Annotated in this window: 11 protein-coding genes and 1 riboswitch; of the genes, 4 read left to right on the forward strand and 7 right to left on the reverse strand. The window is 65.6% G+C overall.

Annotated features, from left to right (window positions below):
* Window positions 1-45: 45 nt before the first annotated feature.
* The 5 genes from CKY51_RS17535 to ilvC form a co-directional block, all read right to left on the reverse strand.
* Window positions 46-1,608: a 2-isopropylmalate synthase gene (locus CKY51_RS17535; protein WP_022972147.1), complete on the reverse strand. Its 1,563-nt coding sequence runs from the start codon at window positions 1,606-1,608 to the stop codon at window positions 46-48.
* The gene (locus tag CKY51_RS17540; RefSeq protein WP_022972146.1) at window positions 1,605-2,720 is read right to left on the reverse strand and encodes a threonine dehydratase; all 1,116 of its coding nucleotides are present in this window, start codon (window positions 2,718-2,720) and stop codon (window positions 1,605-1,607) included. The genes CKY51_RS17535 and CKY51_RS17540 overlap by 4 nt, the downstream gene beginning before the upstream one ends.
* A 75-nt stretch (window positions 2,721-2,795) precedes the next feature.
* Complete coding sequence (locus CKY51_RS17545) at window positions 2,796-3,050, reverse strand: ACT domain-containing protein (protein WP_022972145.1); 255 nt, start codon at window positions 3,048-3,050, stop codon at window positions 2,796-2,798.
* Window positions 3,034-4,755 carry an acetolactate synthase 2 catalytic subunit gene (gene ilvG, locus CKY51_RS17550; RefSeq protein ID WP_022972144.1) on the reverse strand — a complete coding sequence of 574 codons (1,722 nt, stop codon included), beginning with the start codon at window positions 4,753-4,755 and terminating at the stop codon, window positions 3,034-3,036. Before ilvG ends, CKY51_RS17545 begins: the two co-directional genes overlap by 17 nt.
* 44 nt (window positions 4,756-4,799) lie before the next feature.
* Window positions 4,800-5,801, reverse strand: a complete 1,002-nt coding sequence (gene ilvC / locus CKY51_RS17555) for a ketol-acid reductoisomerase (protein WP_022972143.1) — start codon at window positions 5,799-5,801, stop codon at window positions 4,800-4,802.
* A 625-nt stretch (window positions 5,802-6,426) separates the two neighbouring features.
* On the opposite strand from ilvC, the gene ggt reads away from it, so the two are divergent.
* Window positions 6,427-8,136 (forward strand): gamma-glutamyltransferase, encoded by a 1,710-nt coding sequence (gene ggt / locus CKY51_RS17560; RefSeq protein ID WP_152249567.1) that lies wholly within the window; start codon window positions 6,427-6,429, stop codon window positions 8,134-8,136.
* A 71-nt stretch (window positions 8,137-8,207) separates the two neighbouring features.
* Entirely contained in the window at window positions 8,208-10,046 is a 1,839-nt protein-coding gene (locus CKY51_RS17565) for a methyl-accepting chemotaxis protein (RefSeq protein WP_031339636.1), read from the forward strand.
* A gap of 359 nt (window positions 10,047-10,405) precedes the next feature.
* Here CKY51_RS17565 and CKY51_RS17570 read toward each other — a convergent pair whose 3' ends face one another.
* Both CKY51_RS17570 and CKY51_RS17575 read right to left on the reverse strand, forming a co-directional pair.
* A complete protein-coding gene (locus CKY51_RS17570; RefSeq protein ID WP_031339635.1) occupies window positions 10,406-12,337 on the reverse strand; it encodes an alpha/beta hydrolase family protein in 1,932 nt (643 codons plus the stop codon).
* A gap of 298 nt (window positions 12,338-12,635) precedes the next feature.
* Window positions 12,636-12,875 carry a hypothetical protein gene (locus tag CKY51_RS17575; protein ID WP_022972137.1) on the reverse strand — a complete coding sequence of 80 codons (240 nt, stop codon included), beginning with the start codon at window positions 12,873-12,875 and terminating at the stop codon, window positions 12,636-12,638.
* 656 nt (window positions 12,876-13,531) lie between these two features.
* Window positions 13,532-13,636, forward strand: a riboswitch (TPP riboswitch).
* 86 nt (window positions 13,637-13,722) lie between these two features.
* Between CKY51_RS17575 and thiC the strand changes: the two genes are divergently transcribed.
* Window positions 13,723-15,600: a phosphomethylpyrimidine synthase ThiC gene (gene thiC / locus CKY51_RS17585; RefSeq protein ID WP_152249568.1), complete on the forward strand. Its 1,878-nt coding sequence runs from the start codon at window positions 13,723-13,725 to the stop codon at window positions 15,598-15,600.
* A 420-nt stretch (window positions 15,601-16,020) separates the two neighbouring features.
* The gene (locus CKY51_RS17590) at window positions 16,021-18,369 is read left to right on the forward strand and encodes a winged helix-turn-helix domain-containing protein (RefSeq protein WP_170292346.1); all 2,349 of its coding nucleotides are present in this window, start codon (window positions 16,021-16,023) and stop codon (window positions 18,367-18,369) included.
* The last annotated feature ends 61 nt before the right edge of the window (window positions 18,370-18,430 follow it).

Below are 18,430 nucleotides of genomic sequence, written 5' to 3' on the forward strand. Positions count from 1 at the left end.
CCGGCGCCCCCATGCGCCGACCAGGGCATCGTGATGCCGCTTGCGTCAGGCCACCGCTGCAGTGCGGCCAGCGATCACGCCACGCTCGCGCTGGCGCAGCAGGCGATTGGCCACGTCCAGCCAGGCCAGTGCACTGGCTTCGATGATGTCCTTGCTGGTGCCGGTGCCTTCGTACTCGACGCCATCGTGGCGAACGCTCAGGCTGGCTTCGCCGCGCGCATCGGCACCGATGCCGACGCTATGCACTTGATAGCTGTCCAGCTCCAGCTTCACGCCGGTGGCCGAGGCCAGGGCGCCGAACAGGGCATCCACCGGCCCGTTGCCCTGGGCGGTTTCGGCGACGCGATTGCCTTCGGAATCGGACAGTTCCACCAGCGCATTGGCGCGGCTGCCGACGTCGCTGATGGTCATCGACGCCAGCCGGTAGCCTTCCTGCACGGTGGTGTCCTGCATCAGCGCCTGCAAATCGGCATCGGTGACGACGCGCTGCTTTTCGCACAAGGCCTTGAACTGCTCGAAGACCAACTTGATCTCTTCTTCCTCCAGCAGATAGCCCAGCGCGCGCAAGCGCTGCTCCACCGCGGCGCGGCCGCTGTGGCGGCCCAGCACCATCTGCGAGGACTCCCAGCCCACGTCTTCCGGCCGCATGATTTCGTAGGTGCCGCGATGGCGCAGCATGCCGTGCTGGTGGATGCCGGATTCGTGCGCGAACGCATTGCCGCCGACCACCGCCTTGTTGCGTTGCACCGGCATGCCGACCAGGCGCTGCAGCAACTGGGAGCTGGAGACGATGCGGGGCGTGTTGATGGACGTGTCCAGATTGTAGAAAGCGCCACGTACCTTCAACGCCATGGCGATCTCTTCCAATGCGCAGTTGCCAGCGCGCTCGCCGACGCCGTTGATCGTGCACTCGACCTGACGGGCGCCACCTTCGACGGCTGCCAGCGAGTTGGCCACCGCCAGGCCCAGGTCGTTATGGCAGTGGGCACTGAAGATCACCTTGTCGGCGCCGTCGACGCTGGCGATCAAGCGCGAGAACATGCCGCGGATCTCTTCCGGCGTTGTGAAGCCGACCGTGTCGGGCAGGTTGATCGTGGTGGCACCGGCGGCGATGGCGACCCGGGTCACCTCGGCCAGGAAGTCCTCCTCGGTCCGAGTCGCATCCTCGGCGGAAAACTCCACGTCATCGATAAAGCTGCGCGCCAGCGTGACATGCCGATGGATCGACTCCAGTACCTGCTCGCGGTTCAGCCGCAGCTTGTGCTCGCGGTGCAGCGGGCTGGTCGACAGGAAGACATGCAGGCGCGGATTGGCGGCCGCCTCCAGCGCACGCGCCGAGGTCTCGATGTCCGCCTGCAGGCAGCGCGACAGCACCGCCAAGGTGGGACGCTGCAGTTCGCGTCCGATCATCGCAATCGCTTCGCGGTCGGACTGCGAACTGGCGGGAAAGCCGGTTTCGATGATGTCCACGCCGAGTGCATCCAGCGCACGTGCCATCACCAGCTTTTGTTGCGGCGTCATGCTGCAGCCGGGAGACTGCTCGCCGTCGCGCAGGGTGGTGTCGAAAATTCGGATACGGGGGGTCTGGTCGGATACGGTCGTGTTCACCAGGAAGACTCCTCTACGGCGATGGCGGTGACAGGCGGCAATGCGGCTGCGGATGGGCGGGATGGTGGAGCGGCGGGCGTCGGTTTGGCGGTGCGGTCGTTGCGAAGGCGTTCGGTGTTGCGGCGGCGCGGCTTGCGTGGCGGACGCGGCCTGACCTCGGATAAGAGTGTGGCCAGCACGGTTGCGTCGATATTACCGCCAGAGACCACCGCACATTTGCGTTTACCTGCAACGCGGCGACCGGCGGCCAATGCCAGCGCGCCGGCGCCTTCAGCGATAACGTGCTCTTCCAGGGCCAGCCGGACCAGGGTTTCGCGCAACTCGGCCTCGCGGACGATCACGACGTCGTCCAGCAGGCTGGTACACAAGCGTCGGGTCAGCATGCCAGGAATCTTGACCTTCACGCCATCGGCCAGCGTCGCTACCGGTGTGATCTCGCGCACATCGCCGCGCACTGCGCGTGCCATCGCATCCACGCCTTCGACCTGGGCGCCGACCACCCGCACGCCCTGCGACTTCAAGGCCAGGGCCACGCCGGAAGCCAGTCCACCGCCGCCGATGGGCACGATGACGACGTCGGGTGCATGCGCGGCCAGTTCGATCCCCACCGTGCCCTGGCCGGCAATCACATCCGGGTCGTCGAAGGCGGACAGAAAGCGGTAGCCGTTTTGTTCGGCCAGATCGCGGGCGAAGGCGAACGCCTCGTCGTAGCTGTTGCCATGTTGCCGCACGGTGGCGTCCCAATGGGCGACGCCGGCGATCTTGGTTTGCGGCGCGCCATGCGGCATCACGGTGATCGCCTGCACGCCCAGCCGGTAGGCGGCCCAGGCCACCCCCTGGGCGTGATTGCCGGCCGACGCGCAGATCACCGGGCGTTCGTCGCCGCGCTCCAGGCCTGCCAGCAACGCATTCAGCGCGCCGCGCACCTTGTAGGAGCCGGTGCGTTGCAGGTTTTCCAGCTTGAGCCACACGCCGAAGCGTTCGGCGTAGTGCAGGGGGGTGGGCGAGAGGTACTTGCGCAGCCGGGCCTGCGCGGCCAGTACGTCGGCCACGCTGACGGCGACGTCGCCTACGTCTGGGTCCTGCATGGCAGGGCGGCCGGAATCAGGCATTGCGACACGGTGTCGGCCGAGCCGGAAGAAGATACCTCCGGAGCATGCGGTGGTCGGCGTGCGAGCTGGATGCGCTCATGCGGCGGCCTCGACCGTTTCCAGCGCAGCGATCTCGACCGACTCGCAGTCGTAGACCTTCTGCAATTGCAGGCGCAGCGTTTCCGGCGGGCGTGCGCTGTCCACGTCCAGTCGCACGTGCCAATGGCCGCTGTCGGCCGTGGTCACGCCATGAATCGCGCAGGGACGGAACCCACGGCGCTCGGTCATGCCGATCACCCGCACCAGCGCGCCCTCGGCCGGCTTCAACACCAGCTCAAGCCGGTAACGCATGTGCCGTCTCCTTGGCCGCATGCGCGGGATTGCTGTCGAGCATGGTGCTGTTGGCGTTGTTGGGCGGCACCAGCGGCCAGACGTTGGCGCGCGCGTCGATTGCCACGTGCAGCAGGCCCGGACCAGGCTGCGACAGCAGCTCGGCCAGCGCGCCGTCGACGTCGCTACGGGCCACCACGCGAGTGGCGGGAATGCCGAACACCTGCGCCAACGCGGCGAAATCCGGGTTGTCGGACAGGTCGATCTCGCTGTAGCGCTCGGCGAAGAACAGTTCCTGCCACTGCCGCACCATGCCCAGCGAGCTGTTGTCCAGCAGCACGATCTTCACTGGCAGTTTGCAGCGCGCGATGGTGACCAGCTCCTGCACGTTCATCATGAAACTGCCATCGCCGGAGACCAGCACCACGGTGCGGTCCGGGCAGGCGAATTGCGCACCCATCGCCGCCGGCAGACCGAACCCCATCGTGCCCAACGCGCCGCTGGTCAGATGGTTCCGCGGATGGTTGAAGCGGCAATGCTGGGCGACCCACATCTGATGCTGGCCGACATCGCAGGCGATGATGGTGTCGGCCGGCGCCACTTCGCTCAGGCGCTTGAGCAGGGCGGGCGCATACACATCGGTTCCTGGCGCGTCGTAGCGTGCCGCGAACTTCTCGCGGTTGGCGAAGCAGCGCTTGCGCCAGGCCTCGCAGTTGGCGCGTGCCGCGCTCAGCGCCTTCAGGCTGGTGGCCACATCGCCGGGCACGGCAACGTCGGCGGTGCGCAACTTGGAAATTTCGTACGCGTCGGCGTCCAGGTGGATGACCCGGGCGAATGGCGCGAACTCGCTCAATTTGCCGGTGGCGCGGTCGTCGAAGCGTGCGCCCACCACCACCAGCAGGTCGCATTCCTGGATCGCCATATTGGCAGCACGCGTACCATGCATGCCCAGCATGCCCAGGTAGTCCGGATGGCCATGCGGCAGCGCGCCCAACCCGCGCAGGGTGAGGGCGGTCGGCAATCCGGTGGCCTCGACGAAGCGGCGGAAGGCGTCCACCGCGCCAGCCAGAGCGATACCGCCACCGCCATAGACGATCGGACGCTCGGCGCTGGCAATGGCGGCCAGCGCCTCGGCCAGTTGCGCATCCTGCGGCGCTGCCGGTGCGGCGGCCACCGCCGGCACGTGCGCCGGCAAGTGGCTGGCATCGGCCAGTTGCACGTCCTTGGGCAGATCGATCAACACCGGCCCCGGGCGGCCCTCACGGGCAATCCGAAAGGCTTCACGCACGATCTCCGGCAACTCGTCCACCCGCCTGGCCAGGAAGCTGTGCTTGACGATCGGCATGGTCATGCCGAACACGTCCAGCTCCTGGAAAGCGTCGGTACCCAGCAAGGGCGTAGCGACCTGGCCGGTCAGGCAGACCATCGGGACCGAGTCGAGCATCGCGTCGGCGATGCCGGTGACCAGATTGGATGCGCCCGGGCCGGACGTGGCCACGCAGACGCCAACCCGCCCGCTGGCGCGAGCGTAACCGTTTGCGGCAAGCGCAGCGCCTTGCTCATGGCGGACGAGGATATGCCTGAGACGGGAGTCCACCAGGGCGTCGTAGAACGGCATGATGGTGCCGCCCGGATAGCCGAACAGCGTATCCACGCCTTCGGCTTCCAGGGCCTGCGTCAGCCAGCGCGCGCCATTGCGGGGCGCGCTGTGTGCGGAGGTGTTCATGCGGTGCGGACCTTTGGGGTTCTGCGATGGGGGAGGCGGCCGGGTTACGCCGCTTGTTGTTTGGCTGGCGCCGGCGTGGCTTGCTGCTCGCCGTTGAGCCACACCATCTTGGCGCGCAGTTGCTTGCCTACCTGCTCGATCGGATGCTCCAGGTCGGCCTGCTTGAACTTGTTGTAGTTCGGCAGCCCGGCTTCGTATTCGGCGACCCAGTTCTTGGTGAAGGTGCCGTCCTGGATGTCCTTGAGCACGGCCCGCATGCGCTCCTTGGTGCTGGCGTCGATCACCCGCGGTCCGCTAACGTAGTCGCCGTACTGCGCGGTCTCGGAGACGAACTCCAGCATGCGGGTGATGCCGCCTTCGTAGAACAGATCCACGATCAGCTTCAGTTCGTGCAGCACTTCGTAATAGGCGATTTCCGGTTGGTAGCCGGCCTCGACCAGCACCTCGAAACCGGCCTGCACCAGCGAGGACGCGCCACCGCACAGCACGGCTTGTTCGCCGAACAGATCGGTCTCGGTTTCTTCCTTGAAGGTGGTCTTGATGATGTTGGCGCGTGCACCGCCCAGGCCGCCGGCATAGGTGAGGGCGAACTGTTCGGCCTTGCCGCTGGTGTCCTGATAGATCGCGTAGATGCACGGCACGCCGCGGCCGATTTCGTACTCGCGCCGCACCAGCGCACCCGGGCCCTTGGGTGCGACCAGCACCACGTCCAGATCGGCACGCGGCGCGATCATGCCGAAGTGCACGTTCAGGCCGTGCGCGAACAGCAGGCACGCGCCCTGCTTGATGTTCGGTGCGATGACGTCTTCGTAGAGCTTCTTTTGCACCATGTCCGGGGTCAGCACGGCCACCAGGTCGGCGTGCTTCACGGCGTCGGCCGGGGAGACCACGCGGAAGCCGTCCGCCTGTGCCTTGACCTCGGTCGGGCCGCCCGGGCGCAGGCCCACGGTGACGTCGAAGCCGGAGTCACGCAGGTTCAAGGCATGTGCACGGCCCTGGCTGCCGTAGCCGATCACGGCGATTTTCGGTTGGATGTCGTTGCTCATTGCGGGGTCCTTGCGGTGATTGGGAGGGTGAAGAGTCAGCCAGCCGCAGCGCGTGCGGTCGGCTGTGCAGAGGAGAGGGCGGAACGCGCAACGGCCACGCGACGCAGCACGGCCACCGGCGAGCGGTTGCAGGTGGAGCCGAGCGAGTGGATGTGCGTGCCGTTGTTCATGTCATTCGAAACTTTTGCCGATCCCTGAAACGCGAAACCCCGCGCCGTTGCCGATGCGGGGTTTGATGGAAGCCTTGTGTATCTGTCGCCTACACGAAGTCCCGTCCCGCACCGTTGGGCGAGATAATAAGTACGAGGACGAGAAGCGACGCCGACGCGCTGTTGCGCGTGCTGAAACGGGCATCGGTGTTGGCGGGTCGGTGCGACATGGAGCTGAGATAACCATCGGCGTGATATGTGTGTCAACCCTTGCGCTTGAAACCGTCCCAATTGCGTGATCCAGCGCGTCAAATAAGGCCGTTAGCTGCATGGTTGCGCTTGAAACTTCGTCGTCGAGGCAGCGATTGCGCCGCTGCGAGCGGCCGGTGCGCGACGCCGTGCTCGGATCGGCCGCGTCCGCAGACGCTGCCCGCTGGTATCGTGAGCGCCTGTTCGTCTCGTTGGGGAATCGTCGTATGCGCCATCGCCGTGCCTTGCTGGTGTCTCTCCTGCTGGCGTCCACGCCGCTGGCGCTGGCGGCCGACCGCATCACCGGTCAGGACTTTGCCACTCGCTCGGAAGTGATCGCCCCGCACGCCATGGCCGCGACCTCGCAACCGCTGGCGACCCAGATCGCATTGCAGGTGATGCACGACGGTGGCTCGGCGGTGGATGCGGCCATCGCCGCCAACGCCGCGCTCGGGTTGATGGAGCCGACCGGCAATGGCGTGGGCGGCGACCTGTTCGCCATCGTCTGGGATCCCAAGACCCAGAAGCTCTACGGCTACAACGGCTCGGGTCGCTCGCCGAAGTCGTTGACGCTGGCAGAGTTCCAGCGCCGCGGTCTCAAGGACATCCCGCCCACCGGCCCGCTGCCGGTGTCGGTGCCTGGCGCCGTCGATGGCTGGTTTGCCTTGCACGAGCGCTTCGGGCGCAAGCCCATGGCACAGAACCTGGCCCCGGCGATCCGCTACGCCCGCGAAGGTCATCCGGTGGCCGAGACCATCGCCTATTACTGGGATCGCTCGGTCCCACGGCTCTCGCAATATCCCGGCTTCAAGGAGCAGTTCACCATCGACGGCCGCGCGCCGCGCAAGGGAGAGCTGTGGAAGAACCCCAACCTCGCCAACACGCTGCAGCAGATCGCCGACGGCGGCCGCGATGCGTTCTACAAGGGCGAGATCGCCCGCACCATCGGCGCCTACTTCAAGGCCAATGGCGGCTACCTCAGCTACGAGGACATGGCCAGCCATCATGGCGAGTGGGTCGAGCCGGTCAGCACCAACTATCGCGGTTACGACGTCTGGGAACTGCCGCCCAACAGTCAGGGCATCGCCGCCTTGCAGATGCTCAACATCCTGGAAGGCTACGATTTTTCCAAGATCCCGTTCGGCTCCGCCGAGCACGTGCATCTGTTCACCGAGGCCAAGAAGCTGGCCTTCGCCGATCGCGCTCGCTTCTATGCCGATCCGGCGTTCCAGCCGGCGCCGCTGGCCAAACTGATTTCCAAGGACTACGCCGCCCAGCGGCGCGCATTGATTTCGATGGACAAGGCGCTCAAGGAAGTACAGCCCGGCACGCCCAAGCAACTGGAGGAGGGCGATACGATCTACATGACCGTGGCCGATGCCGACGGCATGATGGTCTCGCTGATCCAGTCCAACTACCGCGGCATGGGCAGCGGCATGGCGCCGCCGGGACTGGGCTTCATCCTGCAGGACCGTGGCGAGATGTTCGTGCTGAAGAAGGACCATCCCAACGGCTACGCGCCGGGCAAACGGCCATTCCAGACCATCATCCCGGCCTTCGTGACCAAGGACGGCAAGCCATGGCTGAGCTTTGGCGTGATGGGCGGGGCGATGCAGCCGCAAGGCCATGTGCAGATCGTGATGAACCTGGTGGACTTCCACATGAACCTGCAGGAAGCTGGCGACGCGCCGCGCATCCAGCACGAAGGATCCACCGAGCCGACCGGCCAGGCCACCGCGATGCGCGACGGCGGAGAACTCAATCTGGAAACCGGCTTCTCCTACGACACCATTCGCGCGCTGATGCGCAAGGGGCACCGGATCGTCTTCGCCGACGGGCCGTATGGCGGCTACCAGGCGATCGCGCGCGATCCGGTCAGCGGGGTGTATTACGGCGCCTCGGAAAGTCGCAAGGACGGGCAGGCGGCCGGCTACTGACGGAGCTTGCCGCGCAGCCACCACACTAGAGCATCATCGGAGCTGCCAGCCGATGGTCGCAGGAGACGGTCATGACATCGATGCAATCCCCGGATCTGCAATCACGTACCGGTGCGGGCATGTTGCCGGAAGCGCCGGTCGGTCTGTTGCGGTTGTCTGCGCAAGCGCACGTCGTCGCCTGCAATCGCGCAAGCCAGGACGTCCTCGGCAAGAGCGCGAGCGAGCTGCTGGGCGCGCCCGCCAGCGTGCTGTGGGGGCTGGCGGTCGAGTCGCTGGTCGGCGAAGAGGGCGTATGGGCGTCGGCGAGCGCCGATCCGGCGCAACGCGTGCGTTATGTCCGCGATCGCGAGCACGGTGGGTGGCTGTTGTCGCTGCCGCATGTGGAAACCGCCGCGTTGTTGCGCGAGGCCTCGCGTCTGGCAAACGACAGCCGGCCCGTGCCGATCTCGCCGCTGCTGGCGCCGCTGGTGGCGCGCCTACAGCTCGAACACGAAGACCGTACCGTGCTGGAGCATGCGGCGCAGGCGCTGTCGGCCTGCGAACTGGAGCTGCGGCTGCCGGCCGATCTGGCGCAGACGGAGATGGGGCGCCGGCTACATGCCGGCTTCGGCAATCTGGCCGAGGCGATCCGTCAGGCGGTGGCGCTGTCGGTGCAGGTCGCGGCGGAGGTTCCGCCGTTGGTGGCCGAGAACGACGAACTGGTCCGCCAGTCGCAGGCGCAGACCGAAGCGCTCGAGGGTGCCCGCGGGGCGGTCGAACGCTTGTCCCACAACCTGCACGCGGTCACTGCCGAGTTGGCGCAGGTCATCGCCCTGGCCGGTAGCGCCGACGAGAGTGCACGTCAGGGCGTGACCGCTGCCCATGCGCTTGGCCAGGCCATGCTGGAGGTGGAACGGCGCGCTGCGCGTGCCGGCGAGGTCATCGAGGTGATCGATTCGGTGGCATTTCAGACCAATATCCTGTCGATCAACGCCGGTATCGAAGCCGCGCATGCCGGCCCGGCCGGACGCGGCTTTGCGGTGGTGGCCACGGAAATCCGTCGGTTGGCCGAGCGCGCGGCCGTCGCTGCGCGCGACGTGCGCGCGATCCTCGCCGAGACCAGTGCGGCAGTGGGCGAGGGCGCCGCCTCGGCGCGCAGCACCGAACAGGTGCTGGACGGCATTACCGCACTCCTGGGACAGGCCAGCGGTGCGATGACGGCGGTTGCTGGCCGGATCCAGGCACAGGACGGCGAAATCCGCGGCATCGAACAGGCGGTCGATGGCGTGGTCGCGCTGGGACACAGCAATCTGCAGCATGCCGCGCATGTGGCCGAACGCAGCGAAGCGCTGGAACGCGGCACCGAAACCCTGCGCGATTGCGTGAGCCTGTTCCGGCTGCCGGCCGATCCGCTTCAGGTGCCGCGGCACGCCCAGGTCAAGACGCTCGCCGTCGCCACAGCCGGCAAGATCGGTGCGGCATTGGCGCAGGCCATCGCACGCGGCCAGATCGCCGAGGAAGCCTTGTTCGCGCGGACCTACACGCCGATTGCCGGTGTGGAGCCGGCCAAGTTCAACACCGATTTCGATGCGCTCTGCGATCAGCTGCTACCTGCGTTGCAGGAGCCGTTGCTGGAGGCGCATCCGTGGATCGTGTTTGCGATCTGTGCCAATCCCGATGGCTATGTGCCCACTCACAATCTGCGCTTCACCCAGCCATTGACCGGCGATCCCAAACGCGATCTGGTGGGCAATCGCACCAAGCGCAAATTCACCGATCGCGTCGGCCGCAGTGTCGGTGCGCACACCGATCCGTATCGCTTGCAGGTCTATCGTCGCGATACCGGTCAGATCATGTTCGATCTGTCGGCGCCGATCTTCGTCGGTCGCAAGCACTGGGGCGGGCTACGGGTGGGATATACCTTGGACTGAGTCGTTATCGACGCCGCGCACCGGTGCCGCCAGTGGCGGGGCAGCGTTGGCCAGACATGCCGGCGTCGAGCGTCTTGGCAGGTATCGGTCGGTGAGCCCGTGCGGTGCGTGAGCTCTCGCGCCGACGATGCTGCGGGAGACGAGCGCCTCGCCGCAGGGCGCGCCCGGTCTGCAGTGTTCGCTCACGCCAATGCGGCCGACGCTGAGATGCGTTGGCCTCCAGTCGCTATCCGATAGCTGCGAGTCGCCAGGGACACCGGCGCCTGCTTGGGCGGCGTCGGTCATGCAGCAGTGCCGCACTGGCTCCTGCGATCAGCAGCAAGGAGCCAACCCGCTGCCTCCGCATCGGGTCGGAGACCTTACGGCGCGGCGGCGGCCGGTGCCGCGGCTGTCACGGATGCGTTGCCCAGGTGCTGTGCAAGGAAACGTTCCAGCGTGCGATAGAAGGCGATCTGGTTGGCGTTGTTGTAGAAACCATGGCCTTCCTTGGGCACGGCCATCCACTCGGGCGGGTTGTTGGCGCGGGTCAGCGCCGCCCGCAGACTCTTGGCGTGCGCAAGCGGGACGCGCTGGTCTTCCTCGCCATGGACCAGTAGCACCGGCACCTTGATCCGGTCGGCCAACGACACTGGCGAATGCGCCGCCAGATCGGCCTGGTCGTGGCCGATCGCGCGCTGCAGATAGTTGATGCCGAAATCGCTCTGCTGGATGTCGCCCTTGTCGTACATCATCTGCAGATCGTAGACGCCGGCCAGGCCCACCGCGCAGCGGAACAACTCCGGTGCCTTGACCTGCACCATCATCGCGGCATACCCGCCGAAGCTGCCGCCATAGCTGCAAATGCGTGTCTGATCGGTCAGACCTTGGGCGATCGCCCAACGCACGCCGTCGATCAGGTCGTCCTGGATCTTTTCTCCCCATTGGCGATAGCCGGCATGCTCGAAGCGGGAGCCACGGCCGCGACCGCCGCGGTAGTTGACCTGCAGCACCAGATAACCGCGACTGGCGAGGAATTGCGCGTCGGTATCGAAGGACCAGCCGTCGCCATCGGCGTGCGGGCCACCGTGGGGCAGCAGGATCGTTGGCAGGGCGACGCCCTTGGGTGCCGACGCCGGGCGGGTCACCACTGCATCCAGCGACAGGCCGTCGCGTGCCTGGAAGGTCACCATGCGGCGTTCGCCCATCTGCTCGATTGGCAGAGCCTGACGTGCCTTGATGACGCGCTTGAGGGTGTTGCCATTACGATCGTAGACGTACCAGGCGCCGGGATCGCGATCGCTATAGGCTTTGAGCAGCACGCGGTTGCCGTCGTCGGTGAAATTGATGAAATCCACGTACTGCCCGGGCAACGCTGCGCGCAACTGTTGGTGCAACTTGGCTTCGCTGCGCTCGGGGGCGAAGTAGCTGACATCGGTGCGTGCGGCGCCAAGCCGGGCCGCGAATGGTGGCTGCGGGGACAGGCCCCACTGCAGATCGTCGACGCTGTAGAAGGGATCGGACGCCAGTACGCTGCGGTCCCCGCCGGCTAGGTCGGTGGCGACCAGCGCATCCGGTCCGCCCGACTGGCTATACCAACCGTAGAGACGACCAGGCTGCAGGAAGCCGATCGGACGCCAATTGTCCTGCACGTCGGTCATGGCCACCCAGCCATTGCCGTTGCGGCGAAACAATTGCGGCTTGTCGTTATCGTCGTCGCCGTACGCATACTGGGGGACGCCGTCCTGATCCAGGATGAAGCCCAGCCCCGGGACGTCGATGTCAGCCATGAGCCGATGGGTCGTGGTCGTGGCGTCCACGTCGTACAACATCGAGTGGCGCGATCCGAGCGACAGCCGGCGCATGTAGAAATGCCCGTTGCGCGTGCTCGGGGTCCCCTGGATATAGCCGAAGCCGCGTTCCAGCCCCGCATTGCGCGTGCTCTGCTGGTAGCCGTAAACGTAGCGCTGGTTGTTGCCATCCAGGTCGGTGGCGATGATCTCGCCCATCGGCACTGGCTCCTCCAGGCTGCCGAGCTTGCGGCCTTTGCCTAGCACCAAGCGCTGGTTGCTGACCCAGGAAATCTGTACCGGAAGCTCGTAGCGTGGCAGCCGCAGCAACGCGGTGTACTGCATGTCCGACAGCCGGTAGACCACCAAGGCGTAGTTGCCATCGCCAAGATCGGCGCTGACGGCCAGATGCTGGCCATCCGGGGACATTCTCGGCGACGAAATGGGGCTTGATTCGACGAATGCCTCCGCCGGCGGAGCATCGCTCGCCCTTGCGTCGGCCGCCCATTGCCATGCCACCAGCATCGCCACGCAGGCGAGCATCTGCAGTCGCAGCATCGTTGACGTCCTTGTTGTCCCCCGAATGTGAAGACGATAGCGAACCCATACGCAGGTCCGCAACCAGCATGGCTGCTGGCGGATGGAAGGCACGTTCGGTCTGTCTCTCCGGTCATGGTTGGCCAGCCGTCGCTGGCGTGGTGATCGGTCTGTTACCTCCCGCAGCGACGCGCCGGCCCAGGCGGGTGCGGCGGGCGCGAGCATGCTTGTTGCGTGCCCGGGCACGGCGCAGGCCATGCAGGGACGGGCGAGGGGGCGTGCCGTGTCAGCGTAGTGGCGAGCTTCCTTCCCCAAGCGTGGCGCAGACCAGGCCGTAGTCCGGCTCGCTTTTGTCATTGATGACGCTGGGGTCGACCGTCTCACGGACCTGCTCGGCATCCATGCCGGAACGGAAGTCGCGTCCGGCCCGGGCACCTTCGGGCAAAATCACCAAGTTGCGCTCCGGCGCAATGAGTTCGGCTTCCACGCTGTCGAGGAATTCGAAGGAGCGCCCGTCCTCGAACACCGCACCTACCCGGGCGTGGCCTAGAGCGTGTTATGCGCTTTGAGGTGAGTGCGAAGCGTCCTGTGGCGCGTCGAGACAAGGCGTGCGTTGCAGCCCAGGCTGGCCGCCTGGGCAAGGCGCGCAACGCGGTATCGGCGCGCCACAGGACGCTTCCCGCAGGGGTGGCCGTCAGCGGCACGGAGCGGCCGCTGGACGGCCAACGCATCTCATCTCAAAGCGCATAACACGCTCTAGACACCCGAAGATGCGGTCGCAGTAAGACGCACCGGCCAAGGTCTGGCAGTCGAGATCGCCGAACACGTAGATACCGCCGTTGCAGATGGCCGCGCGCGCAGGTTGCCGATCACGACCAGGACGTCCTGTCCAGATCGAGCGTGCCATCAATGACCATCGGGCCGTCGCAGGCATCGAATCCGTCGACACCTTACCTGGCATTGCAAATGATCCGACTCCTTTGGGCAGCGCGCCTGCAGCGCGGCCGCTTCGGTCTCGGTGAGTGGGCGGTAGGGATCGTCGATGCCATTCGACTGAACTCCATGGATGTTGATGTGAAATATGACTTAGAAGTTTTAGCTGATCGATTCCTTCTGCAATGGCCAGAGGCGCACGTCCGCATGCCGTGTGCTGGGAGGCGGCAGTGTTTCGTGCTCTAATCCGCCCTGAAGCGGGGGTACCTGCGGCCATGTGGTCAGCCGGTTGAGACAGTCCCTTCGAACCTGACGCGGCTCATACCGCCGTAGGGAAGCTTCGCAGCCGTTCCTTCGCCTGCTCGCCCTCTGGGTACTTGCGTTGACGGCATGCGCCGCCGCTTCGTCCCGCCCGCCAGGGCCCGCCCAGGACGAAGTCGATGAGTACAGTGCCCAGTTCCCTGATCCAGCAGACCGCGCAGCTCTCCGAATCGGTGACGCGGCCGATTCCCGGTTCGCGCAAGATCCATGTCACCGGCTCGCGGCCAGACCTGCGCGTGCCGATGCGCGAGATCGTGCTGACCCGCACGCCGACGGTGTTCGGCGGGCAGGACAATCCGCCAGTCACCGTCTATGACACCTCCGGCCCGTACACCGATCCGGAAGTCGGCATCGATCTGTCCGCCGGCCTGCCGGCGCTACGGGCGCAGTGGATTGCCGAGCGCGACGATACCGAGGCGCTGGCTGGGCCGAGCTCAGCGTTTGGTCGCACGCGCGCGCAAGATCCGAAGCTGGCGGCGGTGCGCTTTCCCGGCCGGATCTTGTCCCGCCGCGCGAAGGCCGGCGCCAATGTCACCCAGATGCACTACGCGCGTCGCGGCATCGTCACTCCCGAGATGGAGTACGTGGCGATCCGCGAGAACCAGCGCCTGGAAGCGGTGCACGATGCCGGCCTGTTGGCGCAGCATCCCGGACACGCCTTCGGTGCATCCATCCAGCAGCGCATCACCCCGGAATTCGTTCGCGACGAAATCGCGCGCGGGCGCGCCATCCTGCCGAACAACATCAATCACCCCGAGAGCGAGCCGATGATCATCGGCCGCAACTTCCTGACCAAGATCAATGCCAACATCGGCAATAGCGCAGTGTCCTCGGGTGTGGCCGAAGAGGTCGAGAAGCTGGTCTGGGCGATCCGCTGGGGCGGCGATACGGTGATGGACCTGTCCACCGGCAAGCACATCCATGAGACGCGCGAGTGGATCATCCGCAATGCGCCGGTGCCGATCGGGACGGTGCCGATCTACCAGGCGCTGGAGAAGGTCGATGGCCGCGCCGAAGAACTCACCTGGGAGTTGTTCCGCGACACCTTGATCGAGCAGGCCGAACAGGGCGTGGATTACTTCACCATCCACGCCGGCGTGCTGTTGCGACATATTCCACTGACGGCGCGCCGTGTCACCGGCATCGTCTCCCGCGGCGGCTCGATCATGGCCAAGTGGTGCCTGGCGCATCACAAGGAGAACTTCCTCTACACGCACTTCGAGGACATCTGCCAGATCATGAAGGCCTACGACGTGGCGTTCTCGCTCGGCGATGGCCTGCGTCCGGGCTGTATTGCCGATGCCAACGATGCGGCGCAATTCGGTGAACTCGAGGCGCTGGGCGAGTTGACCAAGCTGGCCTGGAAGCACGACGTGCAGACCATGATCGAAGGTCCTGGCCACGTGCCGATGCAACTGATCAAGGAGAACATGGACAAGCAGCTAAGCGAATGTGGCGAGGCTCCGTTCTATACCCTGGGGCCGCTGACCACCGACATCGCACCCGGCTACGATCACATCACCAGCGCCATCGGTGCAGCGATGATCGGCTGGTATGGCACGGCCATGCTCTGCTATGTGACGCCAAAGGAACATCTGGGGCTGCCGGATCGTCAGGACGTCCGCGACGGCATCATGGCCTACAAGATCGCCGCGCATGCTGCCGATCTGGCCAAGGGGCATCCCGGGGCGCAGGTGCGCGACAACGCCCTCAGCAAGGCACGCTTCGAGTTCCGTTGGAATGACCAATTCCATCTGGGTCTGGATCCGGAAAAGGCCATGGCGTTGCACGACCAGACGCTTCCCAAGGAAGCCCATAAGCTCGCGCACTTCTGCTCCATGTGTGGTCCGCATTTCTGCTCGATGAAGATCACTCAAGACGTCCGCGACTACGCCTCTCAGCACGCGATGCGTGAAGAGGATGTGTTGGAGGCGGGCATGCGGGAGAAATCCTCCCAGTTTCTTGCCGACGGAGCGGAGCTCTATCGCGCTACGTGATGCGGAGAGGCTGTTTGCGTCGTGTCACGCATGATGTGCGCGCTTAGCTGCAGTTCATTTTTTTGTGAGCAGGTTCACCGGCTGTTTGCAAGTGCCGTGTGAACCGGCGCGCGGCACCACGCGCGCGAAAGCTCGCTCTGCATGGATGTTCGCCTGAATGAAAGTTAAAAAAAACGCGCCAGAGGCGCGAATGGAATGACAGATTATTTGAATGCTTCGGCGAGAGAGAGAGTGCCTGGCGCCGCCACCTGATATAGGAAGCAACGGGGACTAGCGTAAAATCCGCTGCCATTGGATGCATGACACAGTTGGTTGTGCTTCTTTGCTGAATTTGGCGTGTCGCGTGGGTCTGCGGCGCGTCTTTGGTAATACCCGCGCCGAGTCCGCATCAGCCCGATGAGTGTTCCCACTGCCATTGCGATACCGATGGGCCGGTTGCGGGTCGGTAGTTGCGTGGTCGATATGGCGTCGCGGGAAGTGCATGTGCCGGACGCCAAGCGCCCGCTGCGACTGGCGCCCAAGGCCGTGGCGGTATTGGCGACGCTGGCGCGACAGGCGGGCCAGGTGGTGAGCCGCGAACAACTGCTTGCCGAGGTGTGGCCGGATACGCTGCCGACCAACGATGTCGTGACCCAGGCGATCACCCAGCTGCGCAAGGCGTTCGCCAGTCATGGCGGACAGCGGTCGGACTATATCGAGACGATCGCCAAGACCGGGTATCGCCTGCTGGCACCCGTGAGCTGGGAGGAGTCGGCAGATCCAGTGGCCACTCCATCGGCGCCGGCATCGGCACCGAATGAATTCGTACCGCCGGCAGGACCGACGGAGCTAGCCCCGCGTCATCCGCCGCCGGTTGCTGCCGCGTTACCGGTCCCGGTTCCGCCGCAATCGGGCAGTGCGGGTGTGGAGACAGCTCAGGAGCCTGCCAGTCGTGGTGAATCGCGCTCGCGTCGCCGCCTGGGCTGGCTGCTGGTCGGCGTCGCGCTGCTGCTGGCCGTGGTCGTGATCTCGGTGGTGTGGTGGCGCGGGCCGACGACCGATGCGACCGCGGTCGACCCGTTCGTGAGCCCCAAACGGCCATACCAGGTCATTACCGCCGGTGGCGGCTTCGATCTGACGCCCAGTCTGTCGCCGGATGGCGCGATGATGGCGTATGCCTCGCTGACCGACGACCGGCCTGGAACCTCTATCCTGGTCAAGACGACTAACAATGCGTATCCACGCGTGCTGGATACGCCCGCACCCGGGGCATCGGACCGGTTGCCGGCCTGGTCACCCGATGGGCGGCAGATCGCATTCGCGCGCACCGGGGCTGATGGCAGTTGCCGAATCATGGTTGCGGCCGCCAATGGGCAGCCCGATGCGCGCGAGCTGGCCCGTTGCGATGGCGCAGACATGCTCAGCTTCAGCTGGTCGCCGGATGGTCGCCGCCTGCTATTCGGCACGATGACCGGTTCCTACGGCGGCCCGCATCTCCGCACGCTCGATCTGGAGTCGGGGGCATGGCAGCCGTTGCATTACAGCGCCGACGCCAAGGACTTCGACTATCAACCGCGCTATTCGCCCGACGGGCGCTGGATCGTGTTCCTGCGCAATCCGCAGTTGGGCGATCTGTGGCGTGTGCCAGCCAACGGCGGTCGGGCCGAACGCCTGGACGACGACCTGGCCGAGATCCGCGGCTGGAGCTGGTTGCCTGATAGCAGCGGTCTGGTGGTGGCGCGACGGGTCGGTAGCGAGGCGCGGCTGTACCGGTTGAGCCTGCACGATCGCAGCCTGCACGATCTCGGAGTGGACGATGCGCAGGCACCGGACGTGGCTGGCCGGCACCTGGTCTTCGTTCAGCGCCGGCCGCAATTTGCGCTGTTCCAGGTCGTTCGCGACGCGATCAATGGTGGGTATGTCCGACGCCGTCTGTTCCCATCCAGTGGACGCGATACCCAGCCGTCGATCGCGCCGGACGGGCGTCAATTATTGTTCGCCTCCAATCGCTCTGGCGACTATGGCCTCTGGTGGGGGGATGTGACCAAGCCTGGATCCGCGCGACTGATCGAGGGCATTCGACCGGATACGCGCGAGGCGGCGGACTGGTCGGCCGACGGTCGCAGCGCACTGGTGTCGGGCATCGACGATCAGGGGCGGGCGGTGCTGTACGAAGTGGAGCCGGTCAGTGGTCAGGCGCAGGTCCTGCCGGTTCCAGAAGGGCAACTGGTACAAGCCATCCATGTACCGGATCCGCGGCAAATCCTGGTGTTGGCGGCGGCAGCGGATGGGCGGGTCGTGGCAACGCTCTACGATCGTCGCAGGGTTCCGTGGCGACCGCTGGCGACGCTGCCGGACGTCTCGCAACTGCACCTGGATCGCAGTAACGGCCAAGTGCTGCTGACGCGCATCTCCAGTCCGGGTCTGTGGCAGATTGCGCCCAGTCTGGCGCCGGACTCGCTGCGCCCGCTGCATGCGAAAGAGCCGTCACGCTGGCGGTTTCGCAGCTGGGCGCCTGGCCCAGGGGCGGCGGTGCATTATTTGTCGTCCACCGACGAGTGCGCGACCTACGACGGCGATCTTCACAGCGGCAGTGGGCACTGTATGGACGCAGCCAAGTACACCGCGCTCAACGGCTTCAGTGTCGACCAGAACGACGGCGCGCTCTACCTGGCACTGGCCGAGGAAGATGGCAGTGCCATCGGCTTCATGGAGCTGCCGGCGAGCGTTCCTCCACCCTTCGGATTCATTTCCAATATCTTGATTTTTCTCGGAAAGCTGGCTTCGTAACTTTCTCATAGCGCGCTTCGTGAGGATTTCAGCACAAGTTCGTGCAAACCTCCTGACTGCC

The sequence above is a fragment of the Xanthomonas maliensis genome, from assembly GCF_009192945.1.
GTDB lineage: Bacteria > Pseudomonadota > Gammaproteobacteria > Xanthomonadales > Xanthomonadaceae > Xanthomonas > Xanthomonas maliensis.